The organism is Xanthomonas sp. NCPPB 1826 (assembly GCF_056725285.1).
In genome coordinates this window covers 4608482-4633298 of record NZ_CM161521.1, presented here as the reverse complement: position 1 = coordinate 4633298, position 24817 = coordinate 4608482, and the positions used below count along the sequence as shown (strand labels likewise).

At 66.7% G+C, this 24817-nt stretch carries 25 protein-coding genes; 12 read left to right on the top strand and 13 right to left on the bottom strand.

The window, feature by feature from the left end; genetic code table 11:
- Nucleotides 1-137: 137 nt before the first annotated feature.
- The 5 genes from tmk to AC1PLA_RS19480 form a co-directional block, all read right to left on the bottom strand.
- Nucleotides 138-815, bottom strand: coding sequence for a dTMP kinase (tmk, locus tag AC1PLA_RS19500; protein ID WP_016904521.1), 678 nt, complete (start codon nucleotides 813-815; stop codon nucleotides 138-140).
- Nucleotides 816-1320: 505 nt separating this feature from the next.
- Nucleotides 1321-1863: a GTP-binding protein gene (locus AC1PLA_RS19495; RefSeq protein ID WP_016904520.1), complete on the bottom strand. Its 543-nt coding sequence runs from the start codon at nucleotides 1861-1863 to the stop codon at nucleotides 1321-1323.
- On the bottom strand, nucleotides 1860-2777 hold the full coding sequence (locus AC1PLA_RS19490; RefSeq protein ID WP_481105176.1) for a hypothetical protein: 918 nt from the start codon (nucleotides 2775-2777) through the stop codon (nucleotides 1860-1862). The genes AC1PLA_RS19495 and AC1PLA_RS19490 overlap by 4 nt, the downstream gene beginning before the upstream one ends.
- 94 nt (nucleotides 2778-2871) lie before the next feature.
- Nucleotides 2872-3231 (bottom strand): roadblock/LC7 domain-containing protein, encoded by a 360-nt coding sequence (locus AC1PLA_RS19485; RefSeq protein WP_016904518.1) that lies wholly within the window; start codon nucleotides 3229-3231, stop codon nucleotides 2872-2874.
- 64 nt (nucleotides 3232-3295) lie between these two features.
- Nucleotides 3296-3748 carry a roadblock/LC7 domain-containing protein gene (locus AC1PLA_RS19480; protein ID WP_481105175.1) on the bottom strand — a complete coding sequence of 151 codons (453 nt, stop codon included), beginning with the start codon at nucleotides 3746-3748 and terminating at the stop codon, nucleotides 3296-3298.
- A 475-nt stretch (nucleotides 3749-4223) separates the two neighbouring features.
- Here AC1PLA_RS19480 and rocF point away from each other — a divergent pair, with 475 nt between their 5' ends.
- From rocF to AC1PLA_RS19445, 7 genes are all read left to right on the top strand, one after another.
- On the top strand, nucleotides 4224-5147 hold the full coding sequence (rocF, locus tag AC1PLA_RS19475; RefSeq protein WP_026064823.1) for an arginase: 924 nt from the start codon (nucleotides 4224-4226) through the stop codon (nucleotides 5145-5147).
- Between the two features lie 109 nt (nucleotides 5148-5256).
- A complete protein-coding gene (locus AC1PLA_RS19470; RefSeq protein WP_006451340.1) occupies nucleotides 5257-5409 on the top strand; it encodes an entericidin A/B family lipoprotein in 153 nt (50 codons plus the stop codon).
- Between the two features lie 82 nt (nucleotides 5410-5491).
- Complete coding sequence (locus AC1PLA_RS19465; protein ID WP_016904515.1) at nucleotides 5492-5626, top strand: entericidin A/B family lipoprotein; 135 nt, start codon at nucleotides 5492-5494, stop codon at nucleotides 5624-5626.
- A 252-nt stretch (nucleotides 5627-5878) separates the two neighbouring features.
- Nucleotides 5879-6088: a CsbD family protein gene (locus tag AC1PLA_RS19460; RefSeq protein ID WP_016904514.1), complete on the top strand. Its 210-nt coding sequence runs from the start codon at nucleotides 5879-5881 to the stop codon at nucleotides 6086-6088.
- Nucleotides 6089-6270: 182 nt separating this feature from the next.
- Nucleotides 6271-7560, top strand: coding sequence for a tryptophan--tRNA ligase (locus AC1PLA_RS19455; protein WP_481105174.1), 1290 nt, complete (start codon nucleotides 6271-6273; stop codon nucleotides 7558-7560).
- A 57-nt stretch (nucleotides 7561-7617) separates the two neighbouring features.
- Complete coding sequence (locus AC1PLA_RS19450; RefSeq protein WP_102255080.1) at nucleotides 7618-8562, top strand: MBL fold metallo-hydrolase; 945 nt, start codon at nucleotides 7618-7620, stop codon at nucleotides 8560-8562.
- A gap of 845 nt (nucleotides 8563-9407) precedes the next feature.
- A complete protein-coding gene (locus tag AC1PLA_RS19445) occupies nucleotides 9408-11060 on the top strand; it encodes a M28 family metallopeptidase (protein ID WP_481106232.1) in 1653 nt (550 codons plus the stop codon).
- Nucleotides 11061-11185: 125 nt separating this feature from the next.
- Here AC1PLA_RS19445 and AC1PLA_RS19440 read toward each other — a convergent pair whose 3' ends face one another.
- The gene (locus AC1PLA_RS19440) at nucleotides 11186-11602 is read right to left on the bottom strand and encodes a Rap1a/Tai family immunity protein (protein ID WP_102255078.1); all 417 of its coding nucleotides are present in this window, start codon (nucleotides 11600-11602) and stop codon (nucleotides 11186-11188) included.
- Between the two features lie 85 nt (nucleotides 11603-11687).
- Between AC1PLA_RS19440 and yedA the strand changes: the two genes are divergently transcribed.
- Together yedA and rarD are read left to right on the top strand one after the other, a co-directional pair.
- Nucleotides 11688-12584 carry a drug/metabolite exporter YedA gene (yedA, locus tag AC1PLA_RS19435; protein WP_481105173.1) on the top strand — a complete coding sequence of 299 codons (897 nt, stop codon included), beginning with the start codon at nucleotides 11688-11690 and terminating at the stop codon, nucleotides 12582-12584.
- A complete protein-coding gene (rarD, locus tag AC1PLA_RS19430; RefSeq protein WP_039524771.1) occupies nucleotides 12581-13492 on the top strand; it encodes an EamA family transporter RarD in 912 nt (303 codons plus the stop codon). The genes yedA and rarD overlap by 4 nt, the downstream gene beginning before the upstream one ends.
- Nucleotides 13493-13729: 237 nt before the next feature.
- On the opposite strand, the gene AC1PLA_RS19425 is transcribed toward rarD, so the two are convergent.
- The 5 genes from AC1PLA_RS19425 to AC1PLA_RS19405 form a co-directional block, all read right to left on the bottom strand.
- Nucleotides 13730-14851, bottom strand: a complete 1122-nt coding sequence (locus AC1PLA_RS19425) for an alpha/beta hydrolase family protein (RefSeq protein WP_481105172.1) — start codon at nucleotides 14849-14851, stop codon at nucleotides 13730-13732.
- A gap of 196 nt (nucleotides 14852-15047) precedes the next feature.
- Complete coding sequence (locus AC1PLA_RS19420) at nucleotides 15048-16367, bottom strand: ABC transporter permease (RefSeq protein ID WP_039512617.1); 1320 nt, start codon at nucleotides 16365-16367, stop codon at nucleotides 15048-15050.
- Between the two features lie 13 nt (nucleotides 16368-16380).
- Nucleotides 16381-17541 (bottom strand): ABC transporter permease, encoded by a 1161-nt coding sequence (locus tag AC1PLA_RS19415; RefSeq protein WP_481105171.1) that lies wholly within the window; start codon nucleotides 17539-17541, stop codon nucleotides 16381-16383.
- A 12-nt stretch (nucleotides 17542-17553) separates the two neighbouring features.
- A complete protein-coding gene (locus tag AC1PLA_RS19410; protein ID WP_024939051.1) occupies nucleotides 17554-18243 on the bottom strand; it encodes an ABC transporter ATP-binding protein in 690 nt (229 codons plus the stop codon).
- A gap of 388 nt (nucleotides 18244-18631) precedes the next feature.
- Nucleotides 18632-19876 (bottom strand): efflux RND transporter periplasmic adaptor subunit, encoded by a 1245-nt coding sequence (locus AC1PLA_RS19405; RefSeq protein WP_065048635.1) that lies wholly within the window; start codon nucleotides 19874-19876, stop codon nucleotides 18632-18634.
- 291 nt (nucleotides 19877-20167) lie between these two features.
- Here AC1PLA_RS19405 and AC1PLA_RS19400 point away from each other — a divergent pair, with 291 nt between their 5' ends.
- The 3 genes from AC1PLA_RS19400 to AC1PLA_RS19390 all read left to right on the top strand — a co-directional run bounded on the left by AC1PLA_RS19400 (nucleotide 20168) and on the right by AC1PLA_RS19390 (nucleotide 23007).
- Nucleotides 20168-21355 carry a sensor histidine kinase gene (locus AC1PLA_RS19400; protein WP_102582085.1) on the top strand — a complete coding sequence of 396 codons (1188 nt, stop codon included), beginning with the start codon at nucleotides 20168-20170 and terminating at the stop codon, nucleotides 21353-21355.
- 91 nt (nucleotides 21356-21446) lie between these two features.
- Nucleotides 21447-22049, top strand: coding sequence for a response regulator transcription factor (locus AC1PLA_RS19395; RefSeq protein ID WP_126968646.1), 603 nt, complete (start codon nucleotides 21447-21449; stop codon nucleotides 22047-22049).
- 169 nt (nucleotides 22050-22218) lie between these two features.
- A complete protein-coding gene (locus AC1PLA_RS19390; RefSeq protein WP_047127546.1) occupies nucleotides 22219-23007 on the top strand; it encodes a ThuA domain-containing protein in 789 nt (262 codons plus the stop codon).
- A 153-nt stretch (nucleotides 23008-23160) separates the two neighbouring features.
- Here AC1PLA_RS19390 and AC1PLA_RS19385 read toward each other — a convergent pair whose 3' ends face one another.
- Both AC1PLA_RS19385 and AC1PLA_RS19380 read right to left on the bottom strand, forming a co-directional pair.
- Entirely contained in the window at nucleotides 23161-23703 is a 543-nt protein-coding gene (locus AC1PLA_RS19385; RefSeq protein WP_481105170.1) for a cytochrome b, read from the bottom strand.
- Nucleotides 23700-24797 carry a catalase family peroxidase gene (locus tag AC1PLA_RS19380; protein WP_104560500.1) on the bottom strand — a complete coding sequence of 366 codons (1098 nt, stop codon included), beginning with the start codon at nucleotides 24795-24797 and terminating at the stop codon, nucleotides 23700-23702. The genes AC1PLA_RS19385 and AC1PLA_RS19380 overlap by 4 nt, the downstream gene beginning before the upstream one ends.
- Nucleotides 24798-24817 lie beyond the last annotated feature (20 nt).

Below are 24817 nucleotides of genomic sequence, written 5' to 3'. Positions count from 1 at the left end.
GGGCTGACTGCGTTGTTGGGTCAGCGTCTCCGGGACGCGTCTTGCTCGGTTTGATCTGCCGAAAACAGCTATCTGCCCGCAGCCGGTGAATCACAGCGCGCCAGTCGCTGTTGCCTGCGCGCAGTACACGCAGCGACTCAGGCCGGGCGACCGGCCGACAGCAGTTCCAGCGTGGCCTGGTCGGCATCGGTGGCGTCGACGCGCAGGCGTTCGGCTAGTGCGGCAACGACGATGGCGTGGGCCTGGCGGAGCACGCTGTCCGCGTCGGCGCTGGCGTCCACGACGTGCTTCCCCGGCAACTGCAGCTGGGCAAAGATGCTGCGGCAGCGTTCCAGGTTGTCCTGGGTTTCAAAGTGATTGGGTGCATCGCCGCGGGCGCGGATACGCGCCAGGCCGGTGGGCGGGGGCAGGTCGAGCAGCAGCAACACGTCCGGGCGCGGCGCGAAGGCGTTGCGCTCCAGCAGATCGTCCAGCGGCAGGCCGGCGGCGCCCTGGTAGGCGACCATCGAGGGGAAATAGCGGTCCAGGATCACGATGTCGCCGCGTGCCAGCGCCGGTGCGATCAGGGTGTCCACGTGCTCGTGGCGGTCGCGGATCAGCAGCTCGGCTTCTTCGTCGGCGCTGAGGCGGCCGGTGGCGGCGGACTGGCGCAGCTGGGTGCCCCAGGGGCCATTGGTCGGCTCCTTGCTCAGCACGACGCGTGCGCCGGCGGCTTCCAGCGTGGTGGCCAGGCTGCGGGCGAGGGTGGTCTTGCCGGCGCCGTCGATGCCTTCGATCGCGATCAGCAGACCGCCGGGCTTCAGTTCGATTGTCATCGCGCTACTTTATCCGATCGTGGTGCTGGATCAGCACCACGATCGGCGTGGAAGCCGCCCTGCAGTTGCCGATCCTGGCGCATCGGGTCTCCGCTGTGCGTCACCGATGGCACCGCCGCTGCCGCGCGTCGATGCCTGTGCGAGATGGCTTGACGAGAGTCCGTGCAACGCAGTGCCGGGCGCGCACAACAACCGCATCACGACCGCTGCTTGCAGGCGTGACTGGCTGCGCTATTGCTTATGCCGTATGACCGGTATGTCCTGCGCGATGTCGGGAACGTCCCGATGCCCTGGCTTTTGATCGCGCGCCATACTGAACAAGTCAGGCAAAGCGCTCGAATGTATGACGTTCGCGTCGCGTGTCTGGCATCAAGGAAGATGGACGCGTCGCCGCCACCCTAGAGGCGGCATCCCCCGCGTGACGCCCGATCAGGCACCGTCGTGACCGGATTCCTTGTTTTGCTCGTTCGCCGACCATGTCGGCATGCGCCACGCGCACGGCCGCTCAGCTGGTCGCCGAGGTGTAACGATAGGACAGCAGCGACTTCACCAGGAACGTGATCTGGGTGGCCGAGCGCGCGTCCACGCGCATGACCGGGATGCGGAAGCCTTCGGCCACCAGCGCGTCGCGGAACGGCGGCAGCAAAAAGTCCTGCATTTCGTCGGTCATGGTGATGCCCACCGCCAGGCTTGCCGCAGGTGCGATCTGCGAAAACTCGCGCAGCAGGGCCACGGTGGCATCGCGCATCTGCGGATCGCGTGCGCTGACCAACACGATCACGCCCAACGCGCCGTCGCACACCAGGGGCCACATGAAATCCAGGTACTTCTGCCCGGGCACGCCGTAGACGTGCAGCAACTCGCCGTCTTCCAGTTCGATCGAGCTGTAGTCCAGCGCGACCGTGGTGTAGGTCTTGTCGCCGTAGGCATCCTGGCTGAGCGGCATCTCGGTGCTGACCGGCTCCACGTCGGAGATGGCGCGCACGGCGGTGGTCTTGCCGGCGCCCATGCCGCCAACGAACACCAGTTTGTTGGCCGGAAGACTCATGACTGCGCCTGAAAGAGAGAGAGGCCAAAGCGACGTGCGACCCAGGAGAAAAACCGGGAGTTGCTGCTGTCCGGACGGGGCTGCGTTGCAGGCACGGGAATCTCCGCAGTCTGGGCAAGGCCACTGGCGAGTGCAGCGGCGAACAGGCATTCCACCGTTTGCAGCGGCAGCTTGCAAGCATTGGCCAGCGCCTGCGGGCGCCACGGGCGCGCATGCAGGTGGGCAATGGCAAGCAGCTGCGCCGGCGAACTGGTCTCCGCACCCAGCTCCGGCCATTGCCGCAACCGCAGCGCATGGCTGGGTTCGACCGCCGGCAGCGCGGGGCGCAGGTGCTCGGGCAGGGCGAAGTACAGCGCTTCGAAGGAAATACGTTGGCTCAGTGCGCTATCGGCGGTGTCCGGTGCAACCTGCCAGCCGGGGCGATCCAGGGCCGCCAGCAGCTCGGTCAAGGCGATGCCGGCGGGCAGCTGCACGCAGCTGTCGGCCGGGTCCACGCGCACCTGCAAATGCCCGTTGCGCAGCAGCACCGTAGCGGTGCCGAATTCGCCGCGGCAATGGCGGACCAGCAAGGCCGGCTCGGCGACCTGCGCGTGCGCGGAGGACGACAGCAGCAGGCGCATCTGCTCGTTGAGTTCGCGCACGGTGGCGCCGTGCTTGAGCCATGCGCCGCCGACCGGTGTCCGCGACACCACCAGCACGCGCATGGGTTGCCCCTGCAAGGCCTGCCAGGCGGCCAGGCCGTCGGGGCTTTCCAGCCCCAGCACCACCACCTCGGCGGCGTGTTGCGGCCATTGCCCCAACTGCACGTCGATGCGCTCGGCCAGCAGCAACGAACACGCCAGTTTCAGGCGCGTGGTGTGCAGCAGGTCCAGGCCGGCCGTGGCGACCCGCATGGTGTGAATGGGTGAGGTCATGACAGGGCGCCGCGTCGGCGCGTAGCAAGTGCGGTGCCTGCCGGTGCGCACCGGCAGGCCGGGCAGGCGACGCGTGCGCGCCGCCTGGTGGGCATCAACCGAAGTCCAGGGTCTTCTCGAACGCCTTGAGCTCGTGACGGGCCATGGCCAGATTGGCCTTGGCGCGATCCAGCACGACGTACAGGAACAAGGTGCCGTTGCTCTCCAGCGGGCGCAGCAGGTGGTATTGACGCGCCAGGGTGATCAGGATGTCTTCGATGGTGTCGTTGAGGCCGAGCTGCTCGGCGATACGGCGCTTGGCACGCACCACTTCGGTATTGCCGGCCGCGGCAAGTTCCAGGTTGAGATCGGTGCCGCCGGTCATGCCCAGCGCCATGCCGCTGTCGCTATCGACCAGGGCAGCGCCGACGAAGCCGGCGATCGAATGCAGGTGTTCCAGGTTGAGTTTTGACACGGGTCGTCCTTACGAGCGGTGAGAAATTCGGTGCACTGGCACAAGCACGAACAGTGCCAAACGCTCAGTTCGCCAGCTGCGCCAGTGCAGTTGCCAGGCGGCCGGCGCAGTCGCGTGCGTTGAACAGCAGCGCCGCGGCATTGAGATCGCTGCTGCCCACCGCGGTGAGCGTCAGCGGTTTGTCGGCGCGAATGCGGATCAGCACCAACTGCCCGCCACGCGTACTGATGGTGGCGTAGTCGGCTTCGCTCAGACTGGATTCGCGCGCCAGGGTCTCGCCCAGGGTCAGGAACGAATTGGCCATCGCTGCCAGCCGGCGGCCGTCCACATCCAGGCTGGATTGTTCGGCGATGGCACGCCCGTCGGCAGTGGACAGCATCAGCAGACGGATGCCCGGCTCGCGCTCGATGGTCTGCGCGAACTCGCGCCCGATGCGCTGCAGATCGTATTGGTGCGACGCCCGCGCGACCTCGCCCACGGCAGCCTTGACGACCTGGTTGACGGCGTTATGCGGCATGAAATCCTCCCCTGTACGAAACGCACTGCGCGATGAAAGACCTTGCCGATGACACCGGGTCCCGCGCTGGCGGGCGAACAGTAGCATCGGCACCGTCTGTCATCGTCATAGCACCCTCAATGTCTTAACTGTGCGGTCAGACAAGCGCATTCCGCAAAACGCAGATACGCCACAAACTGCCCAACCACGTCACTTCAAGCAGCCATCAAACCGTGTTTGTCGCCAAGCGGACGCGGCCGATGCACTGCCACTGCTCCGGCCGAACTGCAGCGCGCCTGTACCGCGGCGTTGCGCCTGCCGTCCGTACCGGTCCGACGATTGCCCGCTACGCAGTATCGGCCGCACTTTCGATTGCTGCAGTGGCAGATGCGATTGCGTGATCGGTGACGCAGGCCGGGTGCCGTGCTGCGCTGCCGCGCGTCAGTGCGCGAGCCGGCGACTAGACTGCAGCGCTTTCTCGATGCTGGAGCAATGCATGGCGACGCAGTACCTGCCGGTTTCCCTGATTGGCGTTCCCACCGACATCGGTGCCGGCCACCGTGGTGCGCGGATGGGGCCGGAGGCGTTGCGCATCGCCGGGCTGCAAGAGGCCTTGATCGGCCGCGGCGTGGAGGTGCATGACCTGGGCAACCTGGATGGCCCGCGCAATCCCTGGCAAGCCCCGCAGGCCGGCTACCGGCATCTGGACGAGGTGGTGGCCTGGAACCAGGCGCTGATGGAAGCCAGCTATGCGCAGCTGCGCGCCGGCCGCATGCCGATCATGCTCGGCGGCGACCACTGCCTGGGCATCGGCTCGATCACCGCGGTTGCTAAGTACTGCCGCGAGCAGCAACGCCCGCTGCGGGTGCTGTGGCTGGATGCGCACTCGGACTTCAATACCAGCGAGGTGACGCCGTCGGGCAACGTCCACGGCATGCCGGTGGCCTGCCTGTGCGGGCTGGGCCCGCAGGCGTTGACACATCTGGGCGGCAGCGCACCGGCGTTGCTGCCCGAGCAGGTGCGGCAGATCGGCATCCGCTCGGTGGACCCGGAGGAGAAGCGCCTGATCAAGCAGCACCGCATCGATGTCTACGACATGCGCTACATCGACGAGGCCGGCATGAAGCGCACCATGGAGACCGCCCTGCAGGGCATGAGCGAGGACACCCATCTGCATGTGAGCTTCGACGTGGATTTCCTGGACCCGAGCATCGCGCCGGGCGTGGGCACCACCGTGCCGGGTGGGCCCAACTACCGCGAGGCGCAGCTGGTGATGGAGATGATCGCCGACACCGGGCGCATGGGGTCGCTGGACATCGTCGAGCTCAATCCGGTCCTGGACAACCGCAACGCCACCGCCGAGCTGGCGGTGGATCTGGTCGAGAGCCTGTTTGGCAAGTCGACACTGATGCGAGATTGATCGATCGCTGAACGCAGCACGCCGCGTTCACATCAAATCCACGGCCGCGCAGTCAGATTTGTCGCCAGACACGGTGCGTCTGCACCGAACGCAGAACTGAGGAAGACCGATGAAGCGACTGCTGACACTGATGGTACTGGGCCTGTTTTCGGCCGGCGTGATGACTGGCTGCAACACCATGGCCGGCGCTGGCAAGGACATGCAGGGTGCAGGTGAGAAGGTCGAAAAGAAGGCCGACAATTGCAGCGACGGTAAGTGCTGATCCTTGCGTTTTGTTTGAACCCTAGTTGTTTGATTTGATTGATCTGCGGCAAGCCGCCGCTTTACCCACGAAGGAGTCTGTTATGAAGCGTGCAATTGTGCTGCTGGTGCTGTCGGTGTTGTCGGTCGGTATGCTGTCGGGTTGCAACACCGTCGCAGGTGCCGGCAAGGACGTGCAGGGCGCTGGCGAGAAGGTGGAAGACGCTGCGCGCAAGTAATCTAGCGCTGCATGCAGAAAAAACGGGCCGCAAGGCCCGTTTTTTTTTGCCTGATGCCTTGCGCAGGCAGGGCAGTGCGGCGACGCATCTGGGCATGCGACGGCGCAGCCATGCGAAAAAAACTGCGCCGCAAGCGTAGGCAACCGTTCAGTGCGGTGAGTGCCGATTTGACGGCTTTTGATCTGCGGCGAACGGCGCCGTGGGCAACCTGCGCAGACGGTCAATCGCGGCCGCATTAGCGGAGTTGACGCAATGAACACTGACATCATTTCCGGCAAGTGGACCCAACTCAAGGGCAAGGCGCAGGCCAAGTGGGGCGACCTCACCGACGACGATTTCAAGGTCGCCGAGGGCAATGCCGAATATCTGCAGGGCAAGCTGCAGGAGCGCTACGGCTGGGACCGCGACCGCGCCCAGACCGAGGTGCGCGCCTTCGAAAAGTCGTTGCGCGACGACACCTGAGGGTGCCGCGCAACCGCGCCCACCCGCCGTGGTGAGCGCCAACTGCACAGGACGGGCCGCTCGATGCGGCCCGTTCTGCGTCTGCCGCAGAAACCGGTAGCGGCAGCTACGAGACACCGTCGCGGTCATGCCAGGGGCACGGAACCGCTAAACTTGCGTGCTGACTCCCTGGCCTTACGCAGATGACCACTCGCGTCCTTACCGGCATCACCACTTCCGGCACCCCGCATCTGGGCAATTACGTCGGCGCGATCCGCCCGGCCATCCAGGCCAGTGCGGCTGCCGATGCGGAAAGCTTCTACTTCCTGGCCGACCTGCACAGCCTGATCAAGGCGCAGGACCCGGCGCGGACGCAGCGCTCCACATTGGAGATCGCCGCCAGCTGGCTGGCCTGCGGCCTGGACCCGGAAACGGTGTGGTTCTATCGCCAGTCCGATGTGCCGGAGACCACCGAGTTGCTGTGGCTGCTGACCTGCGTGGCCGGCAAGGGCATCCTCAACCGTGCGCATGCCTACAAGGCAGCGGTGGACAAGAATCGCGCCGACGGCGAAGACGACGATGCGGGCGTGACCGCCGGCTTGTTCATGTACCCGGTGCTGATGGCTGCAGACATCCTGATCTTCAACGCGCACAAGGTGCCGGTGGGGCGCGACCAGATCCAGCATATCGAGATGGCGCGCGATTTCGCCCAGCGCTTCAACCACGTGTATGGCCGTGACTTCTTCACCCTGCCCGAGGCGGTGATCGACGAGCAGGTCTCGACCTTGCCGGGTCTGGACGGCCGCAAGATGAGCAAGAGCTACGGCAACACGATTCCGCTGTTCTCACCGCGCGAGGAACTGCGCAAGCTGGTGTTCTCCATCCTCACCGATTCGCGCGCGCCGGGCGAGGCCAAGGACACCCAGGGGTCGGCATTGTTCCAGCTGTACCAGGCCTTCGCCACGCCGCAGGAAACGGCGGCCTTTGCGCAGGCCTTTGCCGATGGCATCGGCTGGGGCGACGCCAAGCAACAGCTGTTCGAGCGTATCGACCAGGAGATCGCACCGCTGCGCACGCGTTACGAGGCGCTGATGGCCGAGCCGGCCAAGATCGAGGCGATTCTGCGCGCCGGTGGCGCACGTCTGCGCGCGCGCTACGCCACGCCGTTTTTGGCCGAGCTGCGTGCTGCGGTGGGGCTGCGCGATCTGTCCAGCCAGGGCGATGCGGCTGCGACGCCGGTGGGCGACAAGAGCGCGCCGCCGGTGTTCAAGCAATACCGCGAGAGCGACGGGCAGTTCTATTTCAAGTTGACCGATGGCGCCGGTGCGTTGTTGCTGCAGAGCGACGGCTTTGCCTCGCCACGCGATGCGGGCCAGCTGATTGCGCGGCTGAAGCAAGCCGAGCAGGGCAGCGACCTGCAATTGCTGGGCGTGCATGCGCAGGTGGAGGCGGAGTTGATCCTGGCGGCGCTGCGCGTGTTGCGCGAGGCGTAACGACACCCGTGGAGCCGGTAGCTAGACTGTGGCCTCTCGCATAGCCGTGGGGGAGCAATGACAGCGACCGCCGATTCCAGCATCCACACCATCGACACCGGTTTTGGCGGTGTGCAGTTCGATGCGGCGTACCTGATCGTCGAGGCGCAACGTGGCGCCTTCGTCGATTGCGGCACTTCCCTGTCGGTGCCGCAGATGCTGGCCGCATTGCAGTCGGCCGGGCTGACGCCGGCGCAGGTGGACTGGCTGATCCTGACCCACGTGCATCTGGATCACGCCGGCGGAGCGGGTGCGTTGCTGCAGCATTTGCCCAATGCGCGGGTGCTGGTGCACCCGCGTGGCGCGCCGCACATGATCGATCCCACCCGGCTGATCGCCGGTGCCACGGCGGTATACGGCGCGGCGGAAATGGCGCGCAGTTACGGCGCGATCGTGCCGGTGCCGGCCGAGCGCGTGGTGGAAGCGGCGGACGGACAGACCGTGATGCTGGGCGAGCGCGCGCTGCGCACCATCGAGACGCCGGGCCACGCACGCCATCATCTGTGCGTGTGGGATGCGCGCAGCCGCAGCTGGTTCACTGGCGACACCTTCGGCTTGTCGTATCGCCAGCTCGATAGCGCGCAAGGCGCCTTCATCCTGCCGACCTCCTCGCCGGTGCAGTTTGAGCCGGAGGCGATGCTGCACTCGATCGCGCGGCTGATGGAGACCGCGCCGCAGGCGATGTATCTCACCCATTACGGCCGGGTCGAATCGCCGGCGCCACTGGCGCAGGCGCTGGTCGAGCAGATCCATGCGATGACCGCCATCGCGCTGGACTGCGCGCAGGATGCGGACCGCCATCGCTGCATGGTGGTGGCGCTGACTGACCTGTATCTGCAGCGCGCCCGCCTGCACGGCTGCCGGCTGGACGATGCGCGCGTGGCGCAGTTGCTGGGCACCGATATCGAACTCAACGCGCAGGGCCTGGCGTGCTGGCTGGATCGCGCGACGCGCACCAATTAGCGCCACTGCAGTGGGCAACATCCCAATAGAACGCTGTAGCGAGTCGTCGCGTGGTTCGGCGACAGTCAAATGCCGCGTCAGTCGGGCGCGCGGTGCCCTCACCGCTTGCGGGACACGCCGGGAATCCGTCCGTGGAGGCGCGTGGCGGCATCCATGCCGCCACACGGTCCCGCAATCGGCAAGGACATCGCACCAGAGAGTTGGTCGGCTGCTTTTGAAAGCTTGTTGCTCGGCTAGCGGTAGTAGCTGAGATGTTTTAAGTTGCGTGTTGAAGCCTGTCTGCCGCTCGGCTTGCGATCGGAAGATCGTGAGGCGCTAATCGAACGAACAAGTGATCCGACCAGCGCAGGTCATGCACCGCTTGCAACCATGCACACCGACCATCCCGACGGGTCCTTGTCCGCTCACCGTCGAGGGACCTTACGCGGCATGGATGCCGCGTAAGAGCCTACAAGGATGTACTTGCGGCGTGTCCCGCGATGGTGGGCGGGCAAGGGCCTTGCAGCCAAGCCGCAGATCCGCCGCCCTGCAACTGATCTGTCCGCACTGCACAGGCTCCGGAAAACCATGCCAAAACAATCGAGACCTTGAACCGTAACCGGGTTTGCGCGCGATCAGAGGCTCGATTCAAAAGCTCGGTGAGTCGAATGCGCGATGCCATCACCAAGCACGGGACAGACCGTACACCCGCCAATTGAACTCCGTGACAGCATCCATGCAGCCCAAGGGGCCTGCTAGAAAGGAAGACATCGCGTTTGCCAACGCGGGTCGAAGCACTCCCGTGGCGGCCGCGCGCTTGTAAACTGTGTGTCATCTATCTGTTGCAAGGCCATGCCGTGAATCCGATGCGCATCCTGTTGTTGTCCGCCTGCCTGTTCGTGGGGGGCGTGGCGCAGGCCGCCAACGATCTGCCCGGTGGCGGCATTGATGCCGAAGCGTTGTCGCGGCATGTGCGCCTGCTGGCCTCGGACGAGTTCGAGGGCCGTGCGCCGGCCAGTGCCGGCGAACAGCGCACGGTCGATTACCTGGTCGAGCAGTTCAAGGCTGGCGGCCTGCAGCCGGGTGGCGAGCAGGGCGGTTGGACCCAGGCAGTGCCGTTGGTACGCGCCCAGGTCGATGGCCCGGTGCGCGCCAGCCTGCGTGTCGGCGGCAAGACCCAGACGCTTGTCAATGGCAGCGATGTGACCCTGCAGAGCCTGCGTCCGCAGGACGCGGTGAGTTTGAAGCATGCGCCGCTGGTGTTCGTGGGCTACGGCATCAGCGCACCGGAGCGGCAGTGGGACGACTACAAGGGTGTGGACCTGCGCGGCAAGATCGCGGTGGTGCTGATCAACGATGCCGACTTCGAATCCAGCCAGCCTGGCGCCTTCGATGGCAAGGCGGTGACCTACTACGGCCGCTGGACCTACAAGTACGAAGAGGCCGCGCGTCGTGGTGCCGCCGGCGTGTTGATCGTGCACGAGACCGCGCCGGCCGCGTACGGCTGGGCGACGGTGCAGAGTTCGGGCCTGTCGCCGTTGTTCGATATCGAACGCAGCGATGCCGATGCGAAGGCGCAGCATGTGCCGGTGCGTGGCTGGATGCAGCAGGCGTTGGCGGTGTCGCTGTTCCAGCGCGCCGGGCTGGATTTTGCGCAGGCCAAGCAGCGCGCGCAGCAGCGCGACTTCGCCCCGATGGCGTTGGGCGATGCGACGCTGTCGGTGGACTTCAAGCTCAAGCGCGAGCGCGTGGTCACGCACAACGTGGTGGCCAAGCTCACCGGCAGCCAGCATCCGGACGAGACGGTGATCTTCTCCGCGCACTGGGATGCGTTCGGCGTGGGCAAGGCCGATGCCGGCGGCGACACGGTGCGGCGTGGCGCGGTGGACAACGCCACCGGCGTGGCCAGCGTGCTGGAACTGGCGCGCGTGTTCGCGGCCGGCCCCAAGCCGCAACGCACGCTGTATTTCATCGCGTTGACGGCGGAAGAGAAGGGCCTGCTCGGCGCCAACTATTACGCCGCGCATCCGCTGGCGCCTCTGGACAAGACCGTGGCGGTACTCAACATGGAGATGTTCAGCCCCGATGGCCCCACCCGCGATATCGCCTCGTGGGGACGCGGACGGGTGTCGCTGGAAGGTGATTTGGAAACTGCGGCCAAGGCGCGCGGCCGCAGCTATTCGCCGGACCCGAATCTGGAAGCGGGCTTCTTCTACCGCGCCGACCATTTCGCCTTTGCGCGCATGGGCGTGCCGGCGATCACCGCCGGTCCCGGGCTGGACATGCTCGACGGCGGCGTGGCGGCCGGCAAGGCGCTGCGCGACAAGTATTTTGCCGAGTGCTATCACCAGCCCTGCGATCGCTGGACCCCGCAATGGGACGCCAGCGGCCACGCGGCCGACACCACCCTGGTCTACGACGTCGGCGTGGCGCTGGCCAACGGCCGGCAGTGGCCGAGCTGGCAGGACGGTTCGGAGTTCAAGGCGATCCGCGCCAGCAGCGACGCCGCACGCAAGTAGGGCCAGCGGTGTGCAAACGCCTGGTGCTTTCGAGCGCGGGCGTCTAGCTCCCGGCGATGCGGGCGGTCATTGCATTGGGCCATTGCGTGGCGGTTGGTCGAGCCGGCTTGCGGCGACCGCGCCGCCTATTTGCGGCACGGGTAGCGCTTGGCCAGCGCCTGCACGATCAATGCGGGTGCGGCCTCGTCCAGGCGTGCATCGGGTAGCGCGCCGATATCGCTGATGATCGCCTGCATATCCGGCGGGCCGCTCTTGCCGGCCGGCATGCACCATTGTGTGCGGTAACTGCTGCTGGCGACGCCGAGCAGATAGGCGCCGGCGCGGTTTGCCGAGAGCATGACCTTGAGCTCGGTTTGTTCGGGCGCGATCTCTGGCGCCAACGAACCGTCCAGCCCGGCCTCAAGGAGTTTGCGCCCGCTGGGTTCCCAGGGTTCGGGCACGCGTGCCAATGCGCTGGCCGATAGCACGGTCAGGGCGGCCAACATCAACCAGGGGACGCGACGCTGCATATGCACTCCGGGCCGGGGATCAGTGCGCACCATACCGCGGCAGGCGCTTGAAGGCGTACGACGTTGATGTGGGCAGGTGATCTAGAATTGAAGCTTCCGCTGCATTTGGCAATCTCCGATGTCCTCTTCACACGATGCTGTGGCGCCTGCGCGCAATGGCCTGGTCGTTGTCGCGTTGTTGCTGGTCTATGTGGTCTGGGGCTCGACCTATCTGGCGATCCGCTTTGCGTTGGAAGGTGGTGCGCTGCCGCTGACCATGGTGTCCGGGGCGCGCTTCATCGTGGCCGGCACGGTGCTGTATGCGGTGCTGCGCTGGCGCGGTGTGGCTGCGCCGACGCACGCGCAATGGAAGAACGTGGCGATGATGGGCGCGGCCCTGTTGCTGCTGGGCAACGGCATGGTGGTGCTGGCCGAGCGCAGCGTGTCGTCCGGCCTGGCCGCCACCTCGGTGGCATCGGTGCCGCTGTGGATGGCCTTGTTCGGCGCCTTGCGCGGGCAGCACGCCAGCCGTGGCGAATGGCTGGGTATCGTGATCGGCTTTCTGGGCGTGGTCTGGCTCAACGCCGGCAGCAGCCTGACCGCCACGCCGGGCGGGCTGGTGTTGTTGCTGATCGCGCCGATCGGCTGGGCCTTCGGCTCGGTGTGGTCGCGCGGACGCGACCTGCCGTCGCCGTTCATGACTGCCGCCGGGCAGATGCTGTGCGGCGGCGTGTTGCTGGTCAGCACCGGCCTGTTGATCGGCGAGCGCCCACAGAGCCTGCCGACCTCGCAAGGGCTGCTGGCCGTGGCCTACCTGTGCGTGTTCGGTTCGATCGTGGCGTTTACCGCCTACGTGTGGCTGCTGCATCACGTGCGCCCGGCGTTGGCCGGCAGCTACGCCTACGTCAACCCGGTGATCGCGGTGGCGTTGGGTGCGTGGCTGGGGCATGAGCGTTTCAGCGCGCACGACATCGGCGCGATGGCGGTGATCCTGTCCGGCGTGCTGGTGGTGACCCTGGCCAAGGCGCGGCGATGACGGCGGTCTCGCCGACCGAGGCGCGTCGCGGGCTGTTGATCACCGCATCGACCTTCGTGATCTGGGGCCTGGTGCCGCTGTACTGGCACCTGCTCAAGGCGGTGCCGTCGCTGCAGATCATCGCGCACCGCATCGTCTGGAGCGCGCTACTGGTGGTGGCGTGGTTGCTGGCCACCTCGGGCCTGCGCTGGTGGCGCGCCATCGCCGCGCAGCCACGCGCGCTATGGATGCTGGCCGGCAGCAGCGTGGCGATTGCGTTCAACTGGGGCCTGTATATCTGGGCGATCAACGCCGGGCATGTGATCGAGGCCAGCCTGGGGTATTTCATCAATCCGCTGCTGAGCGTGTTGCTGGGCGTGCTGGTGTTGAAGGAACGCCTGCAGCGCATCCAGTGGGTGGCGGTGGTGTGTGCGGCGGCGGGCGTGCTGTGGCTGACCCTGGATGCCGGTGCGCCGCCGTGGATCGCGCTGGGGCTGGCGTTCTCGTTCGGTGCCTACGGCCTGCTGCGCAAGCTGGTGGCGGTGGATCCGGTAGCCGGGCTGGGCGTGGAAAGCGTGTACCTGTTCGTGCCGGCGCTGCTGCTGGCGGTCTGGGGCGAGCAGGGCCATGGCGGCGCCTTTCTGAGCGGTTGGGACCTGCGTACCGATCTGCTGCTCATCGTCGGCGGCGTACTGACCGCGGTGCCGCTGATCGGGTTTGCGTATGGCGTGCGGCGGATTCCGCTGTCGTTGGTGGGCATCCTGCAATACATCGCGCCGAGCCTGCAGTTGCTGCTGGGCGTGTGGTTCTTCCACGAGCCGTTCGATCAGGGGCGCGCGATCGGATTTGCCGCGATCTGGGTGGGGCTGCTGCTGTTCGTCGGCGATAGCCTGTGGCGGCAGCGGCGGCCGGTGGTGGTGACGCCTTAAGCATCGGCCGCTGCGCGATCCGGGCGATCGCGCAGCGGCTGCGTTGCGCGGTGGGCGGCAGCGCCGTGCGCTTCAACAGCCCGCGGTTGCGTAGCTCCTGCCTGGAGGTGGCGAGCAACAGACCACTGCGCTCACCGCGGTGCAGGTGCAGTCATCGGCATGTCATTCAGACCCACCGTTTCGTAGCGCGCGGTCCGCTCCCACCTGACGACCGTTGGCGACGTCTGACAGCCGCTCTCAGCCGCGCGGCGCCAACGCCGGTGTCGCCACCGCCAGCGTGGAGGTCGGCAGTGCCTGCGGCGCGGGGCAGTGGCCTGGATCCTGTTGCGTCTGCGCCAGCCACTGGTCGATCGGCCCACCCAGCAGATCCAGCCGCAGCGGCAGGCTCAGATGGGTTTCGCCAGGCAGCTCGACGTAGTGCGCGCGCGGGCTGGCCAGCGCCAGCGCCAGCGCACGCCCATGCGCGACCGGAATGTGCTGATCGGCATCGCCATGCACCAGCAGCACGCAGCTGCGGGTGTCGGCCAAGGCCTGCGTCACATCGACGTGGTCCAGGTCCAGCTGCAGCTGGCGGTCGGCGGCGGCGATCACCGCATCGATATTCTGGTCGGCATAGCGCCAGCGCGCATACGCGGCCACCGCCTGCCCACGCCAGCCATTCGGTTGGCTGGCGAGCAGGTGCGGGACCATGTCGCGAATGCCGCGCCCGGCGTTGGCGAAGGATTCCATCGCCACCACGCCGGTCACGCGCGGCCCGAGCTTGTCGGCGGTGAACAGCGCGGTGGCGGCGCCGTAGGAAATGCCGAACAGGTACAGCGGGCCACGGATCTCGCCACGCGGTTGCAGCGCATCGAGCACGTCGATCACATCGTCGGATTCGCGCGTGCCGTAACCGGACGGGCCACCGCCGGAATGGCCATGGTTGCGCAGGTCGATGGTGATCACCCGGTAGCCGGCCTGCGCCAGCTCCAGCGACCATGGCAGCAGCGAATCGCCATCCATCATCCAGCCATGCAGCAGCACCACGGTGCCGCGCGGCGTCGGCGGGGTCGCGGTGGGCACCTTGAAACTGAAATCGACATCCAGCGCATGCGCCGGATCGTGGCGCTGGCCGAGATACCGGTAGTGCATGGCGTACTGGCCGGGGTCGATCGCGCGCCAGAAGATCGGCACCTGATCGCGCGTGACCACATGCCCGCTGCGGTTGGGCACCGTGGCGATGGTGGCGGCAATGCGCTCCTCGTCCAGCAACGGCGAGGTACCGCCGGGCGCAACCAGGCGCTCGCTGAGCGAGGTGGAGGACGAGGAACAGCCGGCCAGCCACAGGCAGGCGCAGGCCAGCAGAATCAGGCGCGTCATGGGCGAAGATCGATGGATGCAACGGCCGGGCAGCCTACGACCTGCCCGCCCCGCGCATCTACCGCAGTGCAGTGACAGAACGATGACAGCCCGCAATACGTTCAGCCGCAGCACCCGCATTCCCTCTGCCTTGGCTGTCACCATTCCCCACTCCCGATTCCCGATTCCCGATTCCCGGGCGGGCCAGCGGCCCGCCCTAGACCTCACGCAACGCCGTCGTGATCGGCAACCGCGCCGCGCGCAAGGCCGGGAACAGCCCGCCGACCAGGCCAATGCCCAGTGCCCATTTGAGCCCGCTCCACAACAGCTCCGGCGAGACCTTGAACTGGAACACGATCTGGCTGAAGTTGCTGCCCAGCGTGGACACGCTGTAGCCATTGAAGATGGCCCAGGCGATCAGGCCACCGAGCAAGCCGCCCAGCAGCGCCAGCAGCATGGTCTCCAGCATCAGCGCCATGATCACCGGCGTGCCGCGGAAGCCGATCGCGCGCATCGTGGCGATCTCGCGCGCGCGCGTGGCCACCGCCGCATACATGGTGTTGAGCGCGCCGAATACCGCACCCACTGCCATGATCGCGCCGATCACCGTGCCCAGGATGCTGATCAACCTGTTCAAGCCACCGCCCTGTTTGCCGTAGTAGGCACGGGTGGTTTCCACATCCAGTTTGAGCCGCGGATCGGCGGCCATGGCGGTCTTGAACTGGCTGAAACCGGCCTTGCCGGCGGTGCGCACGCTGATCGACTGGTAGGCGCTGCGGTTGTAGGTGGTGGCCAGCGTCTGCGCATCGGTCCACAGCTCCGAATCGTGCGCATCGCCGGAGGCGAACACGCCGACCACGGTCCATTGCTGGCTGCCGAGAGTGAGCGTCTTGCCCAGCTGCAGTCCGCGGAACTGAGTCAACGCGCCCTTGCCGACCACGATCTCGCGCAGGCCGGGGGTGAAGCGCCGGCCCTGCACCAGCCTGACCTTGTCGTGCACCGCCCAGGCCTGTTCGCCCACGCCACGCAGTTGCGCGTTGACGTCGGTGCCATCGGATCTGGAGGCGATGTTGACCACCTGCGAGAGCTCCGGCGACAGCAGCGGGCGGCCCCTGGCATCGGCGGCGATACCGGGCAGGCTGCCGATCAGCGGCACCAGGTCGCGGGTGATCACCGAGTTGGTTTCGGCCTGCGAGCCGCCGCGCAGAACAATCGCGGTAGTGTCGTCGCCGGTGCTGTTGAGCGTGGCCTGAAACCCCTGGCCCATCGCCAGCATCGCCACCAGCACGCCGACCACACCGGCGATGCCGACCACGATCACCGAGCTGGCACCCCAGCGTTGCGGCAGCGTGGCGATGCCGATACGTGCAGCGGCCAGTGACAGCCGGCCGCTGCGCGTGACAACCAGCCACACCGCCAGCAAGGCGGCGAGGACCAGCACGCCGATCCACGGCAGCGCGATCCACACAGCCAACCCGACGGCCAGCGACACGACCGACAGCAGATTGACCAGACGGTTCTTCCATTGGGTTTGCATTTGCCTGCTCCTGTCAGCGGCCGGCGAGGGCATCGACGATCTTCAAGCGCTGCGCGCGTCGCGCCGGCAGCACACCCACCACGATGCCGATGCCGGCCATCAGGCCCAGCCCGACCAACCAGGTCTGCAGCGGCACGCCCTGCACCGGCATCACCCCGCCGCTGCGTGCGGCCACCAGCGGGATCACCAGCGATGCCAGACCCATGCCGATCAACCCGCCCAGGCCGATCAACAGCACCGACTCCACCATCACCAGACTCAACACGGTGCGGTCCTGAAAGCCCAGCGTCTTGAGCGTGGCCAGCTCCGGTATGCGCTCGCGCACCGCCTGCGCCATGGTGTTGCCGGTCAGCAGCAGCAAGGTGAAGAACACCGCGGCCATGATCGAGGTGACGATCAGGCCGATATCGGCGAACTGCTTGATGAAGGCCTGCTGGAACGCCGATTCGGTCTGCGACTTGGTTTCATGATCGGAGTTGGCCGACAACGCGTCGATCGCCTGCGCCACGCGCGAGGCCTGGTCGGCACTGCGCAACGTCACCGTGTACCAGCTGACCCTGCTCTTGATGTAGTCGTTGGACTCGTCGAAGTATTTCCAGTTCATCATCAACTGGCGTTCCTGGTTGGCCGCCACTGCGCGGTCCTTCATGCGGAAGATGCCGACCAGTTGCAGCGGCCAGTCGTTGCTGCCGCCACGCGGGAAGATGGTGGCCTGCAGCGGAATGGTGTCGCCGATCTTCCAGCCATTGGCCTTGGCCAGGGTCTCGCCGACGACGGCGCCGGTGCGCGTGGTCTGGAACGCCTTGAGCTGCTCCTTGGGCAGCTCGTACTCGCTGTAGACGTCGAAGAAATTGGGCGCCACCGAAAAGTTCGGGAAGAAGTTCTTCGGGTCGCGGTAGATGCCGCCGAACCACATCGCCGAGGTCACATCGCGCACGCCCGGCACGCTGCGGATCTGCGGCTCCAGGCTGATCGGCAGCGATTGGGTGATCGACAGGCGCGAGGCCACCACCAAGCGGTTCACGCCGCTGACGCTACCGCCAGAGGTGAAGGCCACGCGCACCGAATCGAGCATGCCGAACAGCAGGAACGCCGCCACCACCGACAGCAAGGTCAACAAGGTGCGGGTCTTGCTGCGGAACAACTGCGCCCACACCAGCCAGAGATACTTCATGGCAGCACTCCCTTAGAGCACGAGCGGCGCATCGGCCAGCTCGCCCTTGTCCAGATGGATGGTATGGGTGGCGTACTCGGCGGCCTTGGGGTCGTGGGTCACCATCACGATGGTCTTGCCGTGTTCGCGATTGAGTTCCTGCAGCAGGCGCAGGATCTCCTCGGCGTTATGGCGGTCCAGATCGCCTGTGGGTTCGTCGCAGATCAGGAAGGTGGGGTCGGACACGATCGCGCGTGCAATCGCCACGCGCTGCTGCTGGCCGCCGGACAGTTCGCTGGGCTTGTGGTTGCGGCGTTCCTGCAGGCCGACCAGGGTCAGGGCGATTTCCGCATTGCGCTTGCGTTGCGCGGCGTTGAGCGCGGTGAGCAGCAACGGCAGCTCCACGTTCTTTTGCGCGGTGAGCATCGGCATCAGGTTGTAGAACTGGAACACGAAGCCGACGTGATGACTGCGCCAGGTCGCGAGCTGGCCGCCGCTCATGCGGTCGATGCGCTCGCCCTGGATCTCGATCTCGCCACCGCTGGGGTTGTCCAGCCCGCCGATCAGATTGAGCAAGGTGGTCTTGCCCGAGCCGGACGGCCCCATCAACGCGACGAAGTCGCCGCTGGCGATCTCCAGGTCGATGCCGTGCAGCACCTGCACCTGCTCGGGGCCGCGTTGGTAGGTCTTGGTGATGTTGCGCAAGCTGACGAGAGCGGTCATGGCGACTCCTGACGGTGCAATGGAAAGAGGCAAGCGCGATGCGGCATGGCGACCGCGATTGCATGAGGCGGCAACACGGCAACACGGCGATGCGGTGACGGTGAGGCGGCAAGACGGTACGAGGCTGGATGACGACAGACGCAACTGCTGGGACATGCGCGCCGACGCATGGCGGCGACAAGCAGGCGGCTAGGTCTGTACTGACCGATGACGCCGCTGGCTGTGGATCACCAACGCCGCTGTGATCGTTACTAAGTGCTTGCATTACCTTGCGCGATCGCAGCGCCATCCAGGTGCCACGACCGCATCAACCACTGCTGCCACCGTGGGCGCCGCGCTCCCCGGAGCGGCGTCGCTGCCCAGCTGGTGATTGCAGTTACCGGCGCAGTTACTCGGCAGCGTCCGCCTCGGCTTCGGCCACCGTGTCGCCGTCTTTCAGGCCTTGCGGCGGATCCAGTACCACGCTGTCGCCCGCACTCAAACCCGACACCACCTGGCGGTCCTCGCCCATCACCATCCCGGGAGTGACCGTCTTCATGCCGACGGTGTTGCGCTCGCCGACCACGAACGCGACCGTGCGCGTGTCGCGTTCGACCAGTGCCGCAGCCGGCACGCGCACGCCCTGCGGCTTGCTGGCCTCCTGCGTATTGGCCCGCTCCAGAAAGCTCACCCGCACGCCCATCTCCGGCACGATGCGCGGGTCCTTGAGCTTGAGCGCCACGCGCACCTTCACCGTGGCCTTGCCGCGGTCGGCGGTGGGAATGATGGCGATCACCTCGCCGGGAATCTTCCATTCCGGATACGCGTTGAGCACCGCTTCCACCGGCATCTTCGGCTGCACGCGGCCGATGTAGGACTCGCCCACTTCCACTTCGATTTCCAGCGATTCCATGTCCACGATGGTGCCGATGCCGGTGCGGGTGAAGCCGCCGCCGGCCGACAGCGGCGAAACGATTTCGCCGGGCTGCGCGGCCTTGGCGGTGACCACGCCGGCAAACGGCGCACGCACCACGTTGAAGTCCGAGCGGATTGCCGAGATCGCCAACTGGTCCGCTGCCACGCGCACGTTGCGTTGCGCATTCTGCAGCTGTGCGCGCAAGGCATCGCGCTGTGCGGTGGCCTGCTCGTACTGCGAGCGCGACACCAGCTGCGCACCGACCAGCGATTGCAGGCGCGCCGCATCGGCATTGGCCACTGCCAGTTGCGCCTGCATGTTGTCGACCTGGCTGCGTGCAGCCGACAGCTGCGATGCCGACAGCGTGCGCTGCGCATCGGCATCCAGCGGGTCCAGCGTGGCCATCACCTGGCCTTGTTCGACGCGCATGCCTTCTTCGATCATCACCTCGCGCACCTTGCCGGTGACCTGCGCCGACACCGTGGCCATGCGCCGCGCCACCACGTAGCCCGATGCGTCCAGCACCGAGGCACTGCTGCTGCCGGCGCTGATCGCCACCACCGCTGCGGTCTGCACCTTCGCCACCGGGCGGCGGGTGAACCACCACGCCGCGGCCGCCAGCAGCACGATGACGATCACGGCGGCGATGATCCAGCCGCCGCGCCGTGCAGGTTCGGGGGCGGCAGGACGCTGGCGGTCGATGCGGAGTTGCTTGAGCAGATCGGCAGAAGTATTCATCGAGGACCAGGACGGGATGCTGCGCGAAAATGTGACCGGCCGCGGGCGGCGCCGCAAGCTGCCGGAAGTCACCAAGGCAATTGCGGCGACGAACGGTAGCGCGACCAACGCTGCTGCCAGGTGCTGCGCAGCATGCGACCGCAGCGGCGGCATTCACCAGTGACAGCTGTCACCTGCCGTGCATGACAGCGGCAACTGGCCGCGCCCTTCAGGATGGGCGAGGCTGCAGCATCGGGCGCCCGGTCGGGCCCGGCAGTGGCAGAATCCGATCATTCACATGGACCCATCCCGATGCGCGTGTCGCTTCCCGCCTGGCTTCGCCCCGCCGCCAATTCGCAGGTTGCCGCGCGGCTGGCGCAGGGCCAGTCGCCCTGGATGGATGGTGTGCATCTGCTGTGGTCGAGCTGGGTGTTCGTGGTGCCGGTGTTTTCCCCGCGCGGGTACGACAGCACCTGGCTGCTGTGCACCCTGCTGTCGTATCCGGTCTTCCTGCTGTTGTACGCGCGCATGTTGCTGGCGCCGCGCGGCACCCTGTATCGCTATGCCTGGGCGATGGGTGTGCTCAGTGCCGCGTTGCTGCCGGTGTATCCCTCGGGAATCAGCTATTTCGTCTTCGCCTGCCTGAGCCTGCCCCCGTCCACACGGCAGGCCCTGTGGCGGCACTTCGCGATGCTGGTGGTGATGAACGTGCTCTACCTGGGCTGGGCGCACTGGCTGGGAATGCGCCTGCAATCGCTGGTGTGGTTGCCGGTGTCGGTGCTGGGCATGGCCGGTGTCGGTGCGGTGTACAGCATCAACGAACGCAAGGACGCGTTGCTGCGCCTGTCGCAGGACGAAGTGCGCCGGCTGGCTGCCACCGCCGAGCGCGAGCGTATCGGCCGCGACCTGCACGATCTGCTCGGCCACACCTTGTCGCTGGTGGCGCTCAAATCCGATCTGGCCGCGCGCCTGATCGCGCGCGATCCGCAGGCCGCGCGCAGCGAGATCGATGCGGTGGCGCAGATTTCGCGCGATGCCCTGGCGCAGGTGCGGCGCGCGGTCACCGGCATTCGCGCCGCCGGGCTGGTGGCCGAGCTGGCGTCGGCGCGGGTACTGCTGGAGATGGACGGCATCGTGCTGGAACACGCACTGGAAACGCTGGCATTGCCGCCCGAACACGAAACCGCACTGGCACTGGTGGTGCGCGAAGCGGCCACCAATGTGCAACGGCATGCGCAGGCCAGGCGGATGCGCGTGAGCCTACGCGCGCAGGGCGAGCAGGCGGTGCTGGACATCAGCGACGACGGGCGTGGCGGGGTGATCGTGCCCGGCAATGGCCTGGACGGCATGCGCACACGCCTGCACGGCCTGGGCGGCGCGCTGGAGGTGGAAGCGCTGCCGCGCGGCATGCGCCTGCGCGCCAGCGTGCCGTTGCCGCAGCCCACGCTGGCGACGGCGCAGCCGCCCTTGCCGGTGCCGCTGCTGCCACCATCGCGCTGATCGCGCACACGTCCACCGCATTGCACGCAATGCACGGCGGGCCCAAGCGCTGCTATCGTGCGCCACCGTTGTCTGCATATGAGCGCGCGCGATGATCCGGGTGTTGTTGGTCGAAGACCAGGCGCTGCTGCGTGGCGCGTTGGTCGCCTTGCTTGGGCTGGAAGACGATATCGAGGTGGTCGGCAGCGCAGGCGATGGCGAAACTGCCTGGCGCGAGCTGCAACACCTGCAGCCGGACGTGCTGATCACCGATATCGAAATGCCCGGCCTGACCGGTTTAGAGCTGGCCCAGCGCATCCAGCGCCAGGCGCTGCCGCTGCGGGTGATGATCGTCACCACCTTCGCCCGCCCAGGATTCCTACGCCGCGCGCTGGATGCCGGTGTGGCGGCGTATCTGCTCAAGGACGCGCCGGCCGAACAACTGGTCGGCGCCCTGCGTCAGGTGCAGCGTGGCGGGCGGGTGATCGACCCGCAACTGGCGCTGGATGCCTGGGTCGAAGCCGATCCCTTGAGCGAACGCGAGCGCACGGTGTTGCGGCTGGCCGGCGAAGGCCGTTCGGCCAGCGAGATCGCGCAGCAATTGCAGTTGTCGCATGGCACGGTGCGCAATTACCTGTCCGAATGCATCGGCAAGCTGGGCGTGGCCAATCGCATCGAAGCGTATCGGCTGGCGCGGCAGAAAGGCTGGCTGTGACGCGGTGACGCAGACGCGTTGCGCTGTCAGCGAGCGCAGCACTGGATGGCATGCTGCGCCGCGTACCCGTTGTGCATTGCTGCCTGCCGCTATTCCAAATAACGCGGAAAGCATGCCGCGCAGGCGCGGGTACACTGCCGGGCCAGAACGATCCCTGCGAGCGAACGGCATGAAATCCCTGTGGCTGTTGGGCCTGCTGATGGTGTGCGCATTCAACGCGTCTGCCGAGCAGTTCAAGATCCTGGTGGCGGCGATTCCCAACCAGTATCACCACGACTATATCCCGGTCGCCAAGCCGCAATTCGAAGCGATGGCGCGCAAGCATTATGTCGAGTTGGTGTGGGCGTGGAATGCCAAGGCCTTCGATGGCGATCTATCGCAATACGCGGCGATCGTGCTGCTCAATACGCCGGCCACCGATCTGGATCCCACGCAGCGTGCAAACTTTCAGACCTACGTGCGCAACGGCGGCGGCGTGGTGGCGGTGCACAAGGCGTTTGCGATCAAGCGCGGCGACTGGGAGTGGTACGACCACCTGATCGGCCGCTCGTTCCGCACCCATCCATACATGCAGACCGCGATGGTCGACGTGGTGGACGCCAACTTCCCGGCCACTGCCGGCCTGCCCGCGCGTTGGGTGTGGACCGATGAATGGTACGAATACGATCCGCCGTACAGCGACGACCTGGTCACGCTGATGACGGTGGACGAAACCAGCTACGACCCCACGCTGATCTGGCCGGGCCAGGTGGCCAAGGGCATGGGCAAGCAGCATCCGGTGGCCTGGTACCACCATTTCGAAGGCGGCCGCGTGTTTGCCACCGCGCTCGGCCATCTGGCCGAGGCCTACAACGACCCACGTTATCTGGAGCATCTGTACGGGGGGATTTACTGGGCCGCCACCGGCAAGGGCATCGAAGCGTCCGCGCCAGCGGCCAAGACAAAACGCCAGCGTTAAATCCTAGCCCCTCTCCCGCCGGGAGAGGGGTTGGGGTAAGGGTGCGCGGCAAAGCCACTCCAGATGGCGGTCAACCCGATGCTTCGCCCGCACCCGCATCCGTCCTTGCGGGGCACCTTCTCCCGGCGGGAGAAGGGAGCCGACACCCATCCATCAACGCGCAGACCGCTCGCCACGCGCCATGCTGGAAAACACGCTATCGCGGCGGACCCAGGCATGGAACAGCGCCGCGCTCAGATGCCCCAGCACGGTGGCGAACAACAGGTACGCCAACCAGCCATGCGCGCTCCGCAACCAGGCGTATAGCGCAGGATCGTGCGGCGCGATCGCCGGCAGGTTCGCGCCCGGCCACAGCACGATCGGATAAGCGCCGGCCGACAGCATCGCCCAGCCGATCAACGGCATGCCCAGCATCAGCGCATACAACAACCAGTGCGAAGCGGTCGCCGCGGCCTTCTGCCAGGCCGGCAGGTCGGCCGGCAGCGGCGGCGGGCGGTTGCGCAGGCGATTGATCAGGCGCAGCACCGCAAGGATCAGGATCGCGATGCCCAAGGGGCGATGCAGATCGATCAACCACGGCCGCTGCGTCACCGAAGCCACCATGCCCACGCCAACGAACAGCATGGTCAGGATCATCGCGGCCATCAACCAATGCAGCACGCGTGCGGGCAAGTTGAAGTGGGTGTGGCTGCTCATTGGCGTGCTCCCTGGCCGGTGGCGGCGCTGCCTGTGCCATTGGCGATCTCATGCTCGCGCCGGTTGAACGATTGCGAATACACCGACGAGCGCGCCGCCAGGATCGGGTCGTTGGATCCGGCAATGCCCTTGGGCAGGATCAGCGGGTCGTAATTCAGGTCGCGGCACGGGCCGGTGGCCTGCGGCTCGGCATGATCGATCGATACCGTGCCGGCGACGATCTGCTTGCGGCTTTCCGGCCATGGCTGCGAGGGATCGTCTACCGCATCGCCCGGCTCGGCCACGGTCAGCACCAGGTCCCAACGCAGCGGCCCCTGCGCCAGGCGCGTGTCCAGATCGGTGGCGAGAAAATCGCCATCGGCTTGCGCGCGCTGCTCGGCGCTGAGTTCCTGGAACGGGGTATGCGGACGCATCGACCAGCGGATGTAGCGCTCGCGTCCATCGGCGGCAATCGCGCGGAACGCATTGACCCCGTTGTATTGCGTGTTGGCCCAGCTGTTGGACCACGGTGCGGTCTTGGCCCACTGCTGGAACTTGGCTGATTCCGGATACTGCTTGCCGAACGCGGCCAGCTTGGCCGGGTCGGGCTTGCCGGTGGCCGGGTCCGGCCGGGATGCCACATTCAATGCCTGGAAACCGGCCGGCGTGGCCACCACGAAGAACGGAAAACTGTTCATCGCGGTGCGCCATTCCTGCCCGTCGTCGCTGCGCAACAGCAATGCCATGCTGCGTACGCGTGCCGCACCATCGGCGCCATGCGGGTCGCCGCCGCCGATCGACAGGCGCCCGAGCACCGGCGTACTGGCCTGGCTGAAGATGCGTGCCGATGACAGCCAGGTGGCCTTGCCGCTGGCCTTGAAGTCCCCGCTCACACACACGCCCTTGGTATGTGCGCGGCGAAAGCCCGGATGCGGCGGCCCGCTGGCTTCGATGGTGTCGGTCATGCGCGCGGCGGTGAGCCGGTCGCCACCGATCCAGCCGGCGGTCCAGGCGAACGCAACCGCCAGGCCGCCGGCAATCGCGGCGATCCCCAGCAAGGGCGCCACGCGGACGCGTCCATGTTGTGGCGGTGGGGAAGGAGGTGGCAAGGTCATGGCTGGCTCCAGGGGTCGGT

Bases quoted from the DNA above. Each gene is read 5' to 3' on its own strand.
- AC1PLA_RS19380 (WP_104560500.1), bottom strand. From the start codon at position 24,797: ATGACCTTGCCACCTCCTTCCCCACCGCCACAACATGGACGCGTCCGC.
- rocF (WP_026064823.1), top strand. From the start codon at position 4,224: ATGGCGACGCAGTACCTGCCGGTTTCCCTGATTGGCGTTCCCACCGAC.
- AC1PLA_RS19495 (WP_016904520.1), bottom strand. From the start codon at position 1,863: ATGAGTCTTCCGGCCAACAAACTGGTGTTCGTTGGCGGCATGGGCGCC.
- AC1PLA_RS19400 (WP_102582085.1), top strand. From the start codon at position 20,168: ATGCGCGTGTCGCTTCCCGCCTGGCTTCGCCCCGCCGCCAATTCGCAG.
- AC1PLA_RS19395 (WP_126968646.1), top strand. From the start codon at position 21,447: ATGATCCGGGTGTTGTTGGTCGAAGACCAGGCGCTGCTGCGTGGCGCG.
- AC1PLA_RS19425 (WP_481105172.1), bottom strand. From the start codon at position 14,851: ATGACGCGCCTGATTCTGCTGGCCTGCGCCTGCCTGTGGCTGGCCGGC.
- yedA (WP_481105173.1), top strand. From the start codon at position 11,688: ATGTCCTCTTCACACGATGCTGTGGCGCCTGCGCGCAATGGCCTGGTC.
- tmk (WP_016904521.1), bottom strand. From the start codon at position 815: ATGACAATCGAACTGAAGCCCGGCGGTCTGCTGATCGCGATCGAAGGC.
- AC1PLA_RS19450 (WP_102255080.1), top strand. From the start codon at position 7,618: ATGACAGCGACCGCCGATTCCAGCATCCACACCATCGACACCGGTTTT.
- AC1PLA_RS19455 (WP_481105174.1), top strand. From the start codon at position 6,271: ATGACCACTCGCGTCCTTACCGGCATCACCACTTCCGGCACCCCGCAT.
- AC1PLA_RS19460 (WP_016904514.1), top strand. From the start codon at position 5,879: ATGAACACTGACATCATTTCCGGCAAGTGGACCCAACTCAAGGGCAAG.
- AC1PLA_RS19415 (WP_481105171.1), bottom strand. From the start codon at position 17,541: ATGAAGTATCTCTGGCTGGTGTGGGCGCAGTTGTTCCGCAGCAAGACC.
- AC1PLA_RS19420 (WP_039512617.1), bottom strand. From the start codon at position 16,367: ATGCAAACCCAATGGAAGAACCGTCTGGTCAATCTGCTGTCGGTCGTG.
- AC1PLA_RS19390 (WP_047127546.1), top strand. From the start codon at position 22,219: ATGAAATCCCTGTGGCTGTTGGGCCTGCTGATGGTGTGCGCATTCAAC.
- AC1PLA_RS19405 (WP_065048635.1), bottom strand. From the start codon at position 19,876: ATGAATACTTCTGCCGATCTGCTCAAGCAACTCCGCATCGACCGCCAG.
- AC1PLA_RS19445 (WP_481106232.1), top strand. From the start codon at position 9,408: ATGCGCATCCTGTTGTTGTCCGCCTGCCTGTTCGTGGGGGGCGTGGCG.
- AC1PLA_RS19480 (WP_481105175.1), bottom strand. From the start codon at position 3,748: ATGCCGCATAACGCCGTCAACCAGGTCGTCAAGGCTGCCGTGGGCGAG.
- AC1PLA_RS19440 (WP_102255078.1), bottom strand. From the start codon at position 11,602: ATGGTGCGCACTGATCCCCGGCCCGGAGTGCATATGCAGCGTCGCGTC.
- AC1PLA_RS19410 (WP_024939051.1), bottom strand. From the start codon at position 18,243: ATGACCGCTCTCGTCAGCTTGCGCAACATCACCAAGACCTACCAACGC.
- AC1PLA_RS19470 (WP_006451340.1), top strand. From the start codon at position 5,257: ATGAAGCGACTGCTGACACTGATGGTACTGGGCCTGTTTTCGGCCGGC.
- AC1PLA_RS19465 (WP_016904515.1), top strand. From the start codon at position 5,492: ATGAAGCGTGCAATTGTGCTGCTGGTGCTGTCGGTGTTGTCGGTCGGT.
- AC1PLA_RS19490 (WP_481105176.1), bottom strand. From the start codon at position 2,777: ATGACCTCACCCATTCACACCATGCGGGTCGCCACGGCCGGCCTGGAC.
- rarD (WP_039524771.1), top strand. From the start codon at position 12,581: ATGACGGCGGTCTCGCCGACCGAGGCGCGTCGCGGGCTGTTGATCACC.
- AC1PLA_RS19385 (WP_481105170.1), bottom strand. From the start codon at position 23,703: ATGAGCAGCCACACCCACTTCAACTTGCCCGCACGCGTGCTGCATTGG.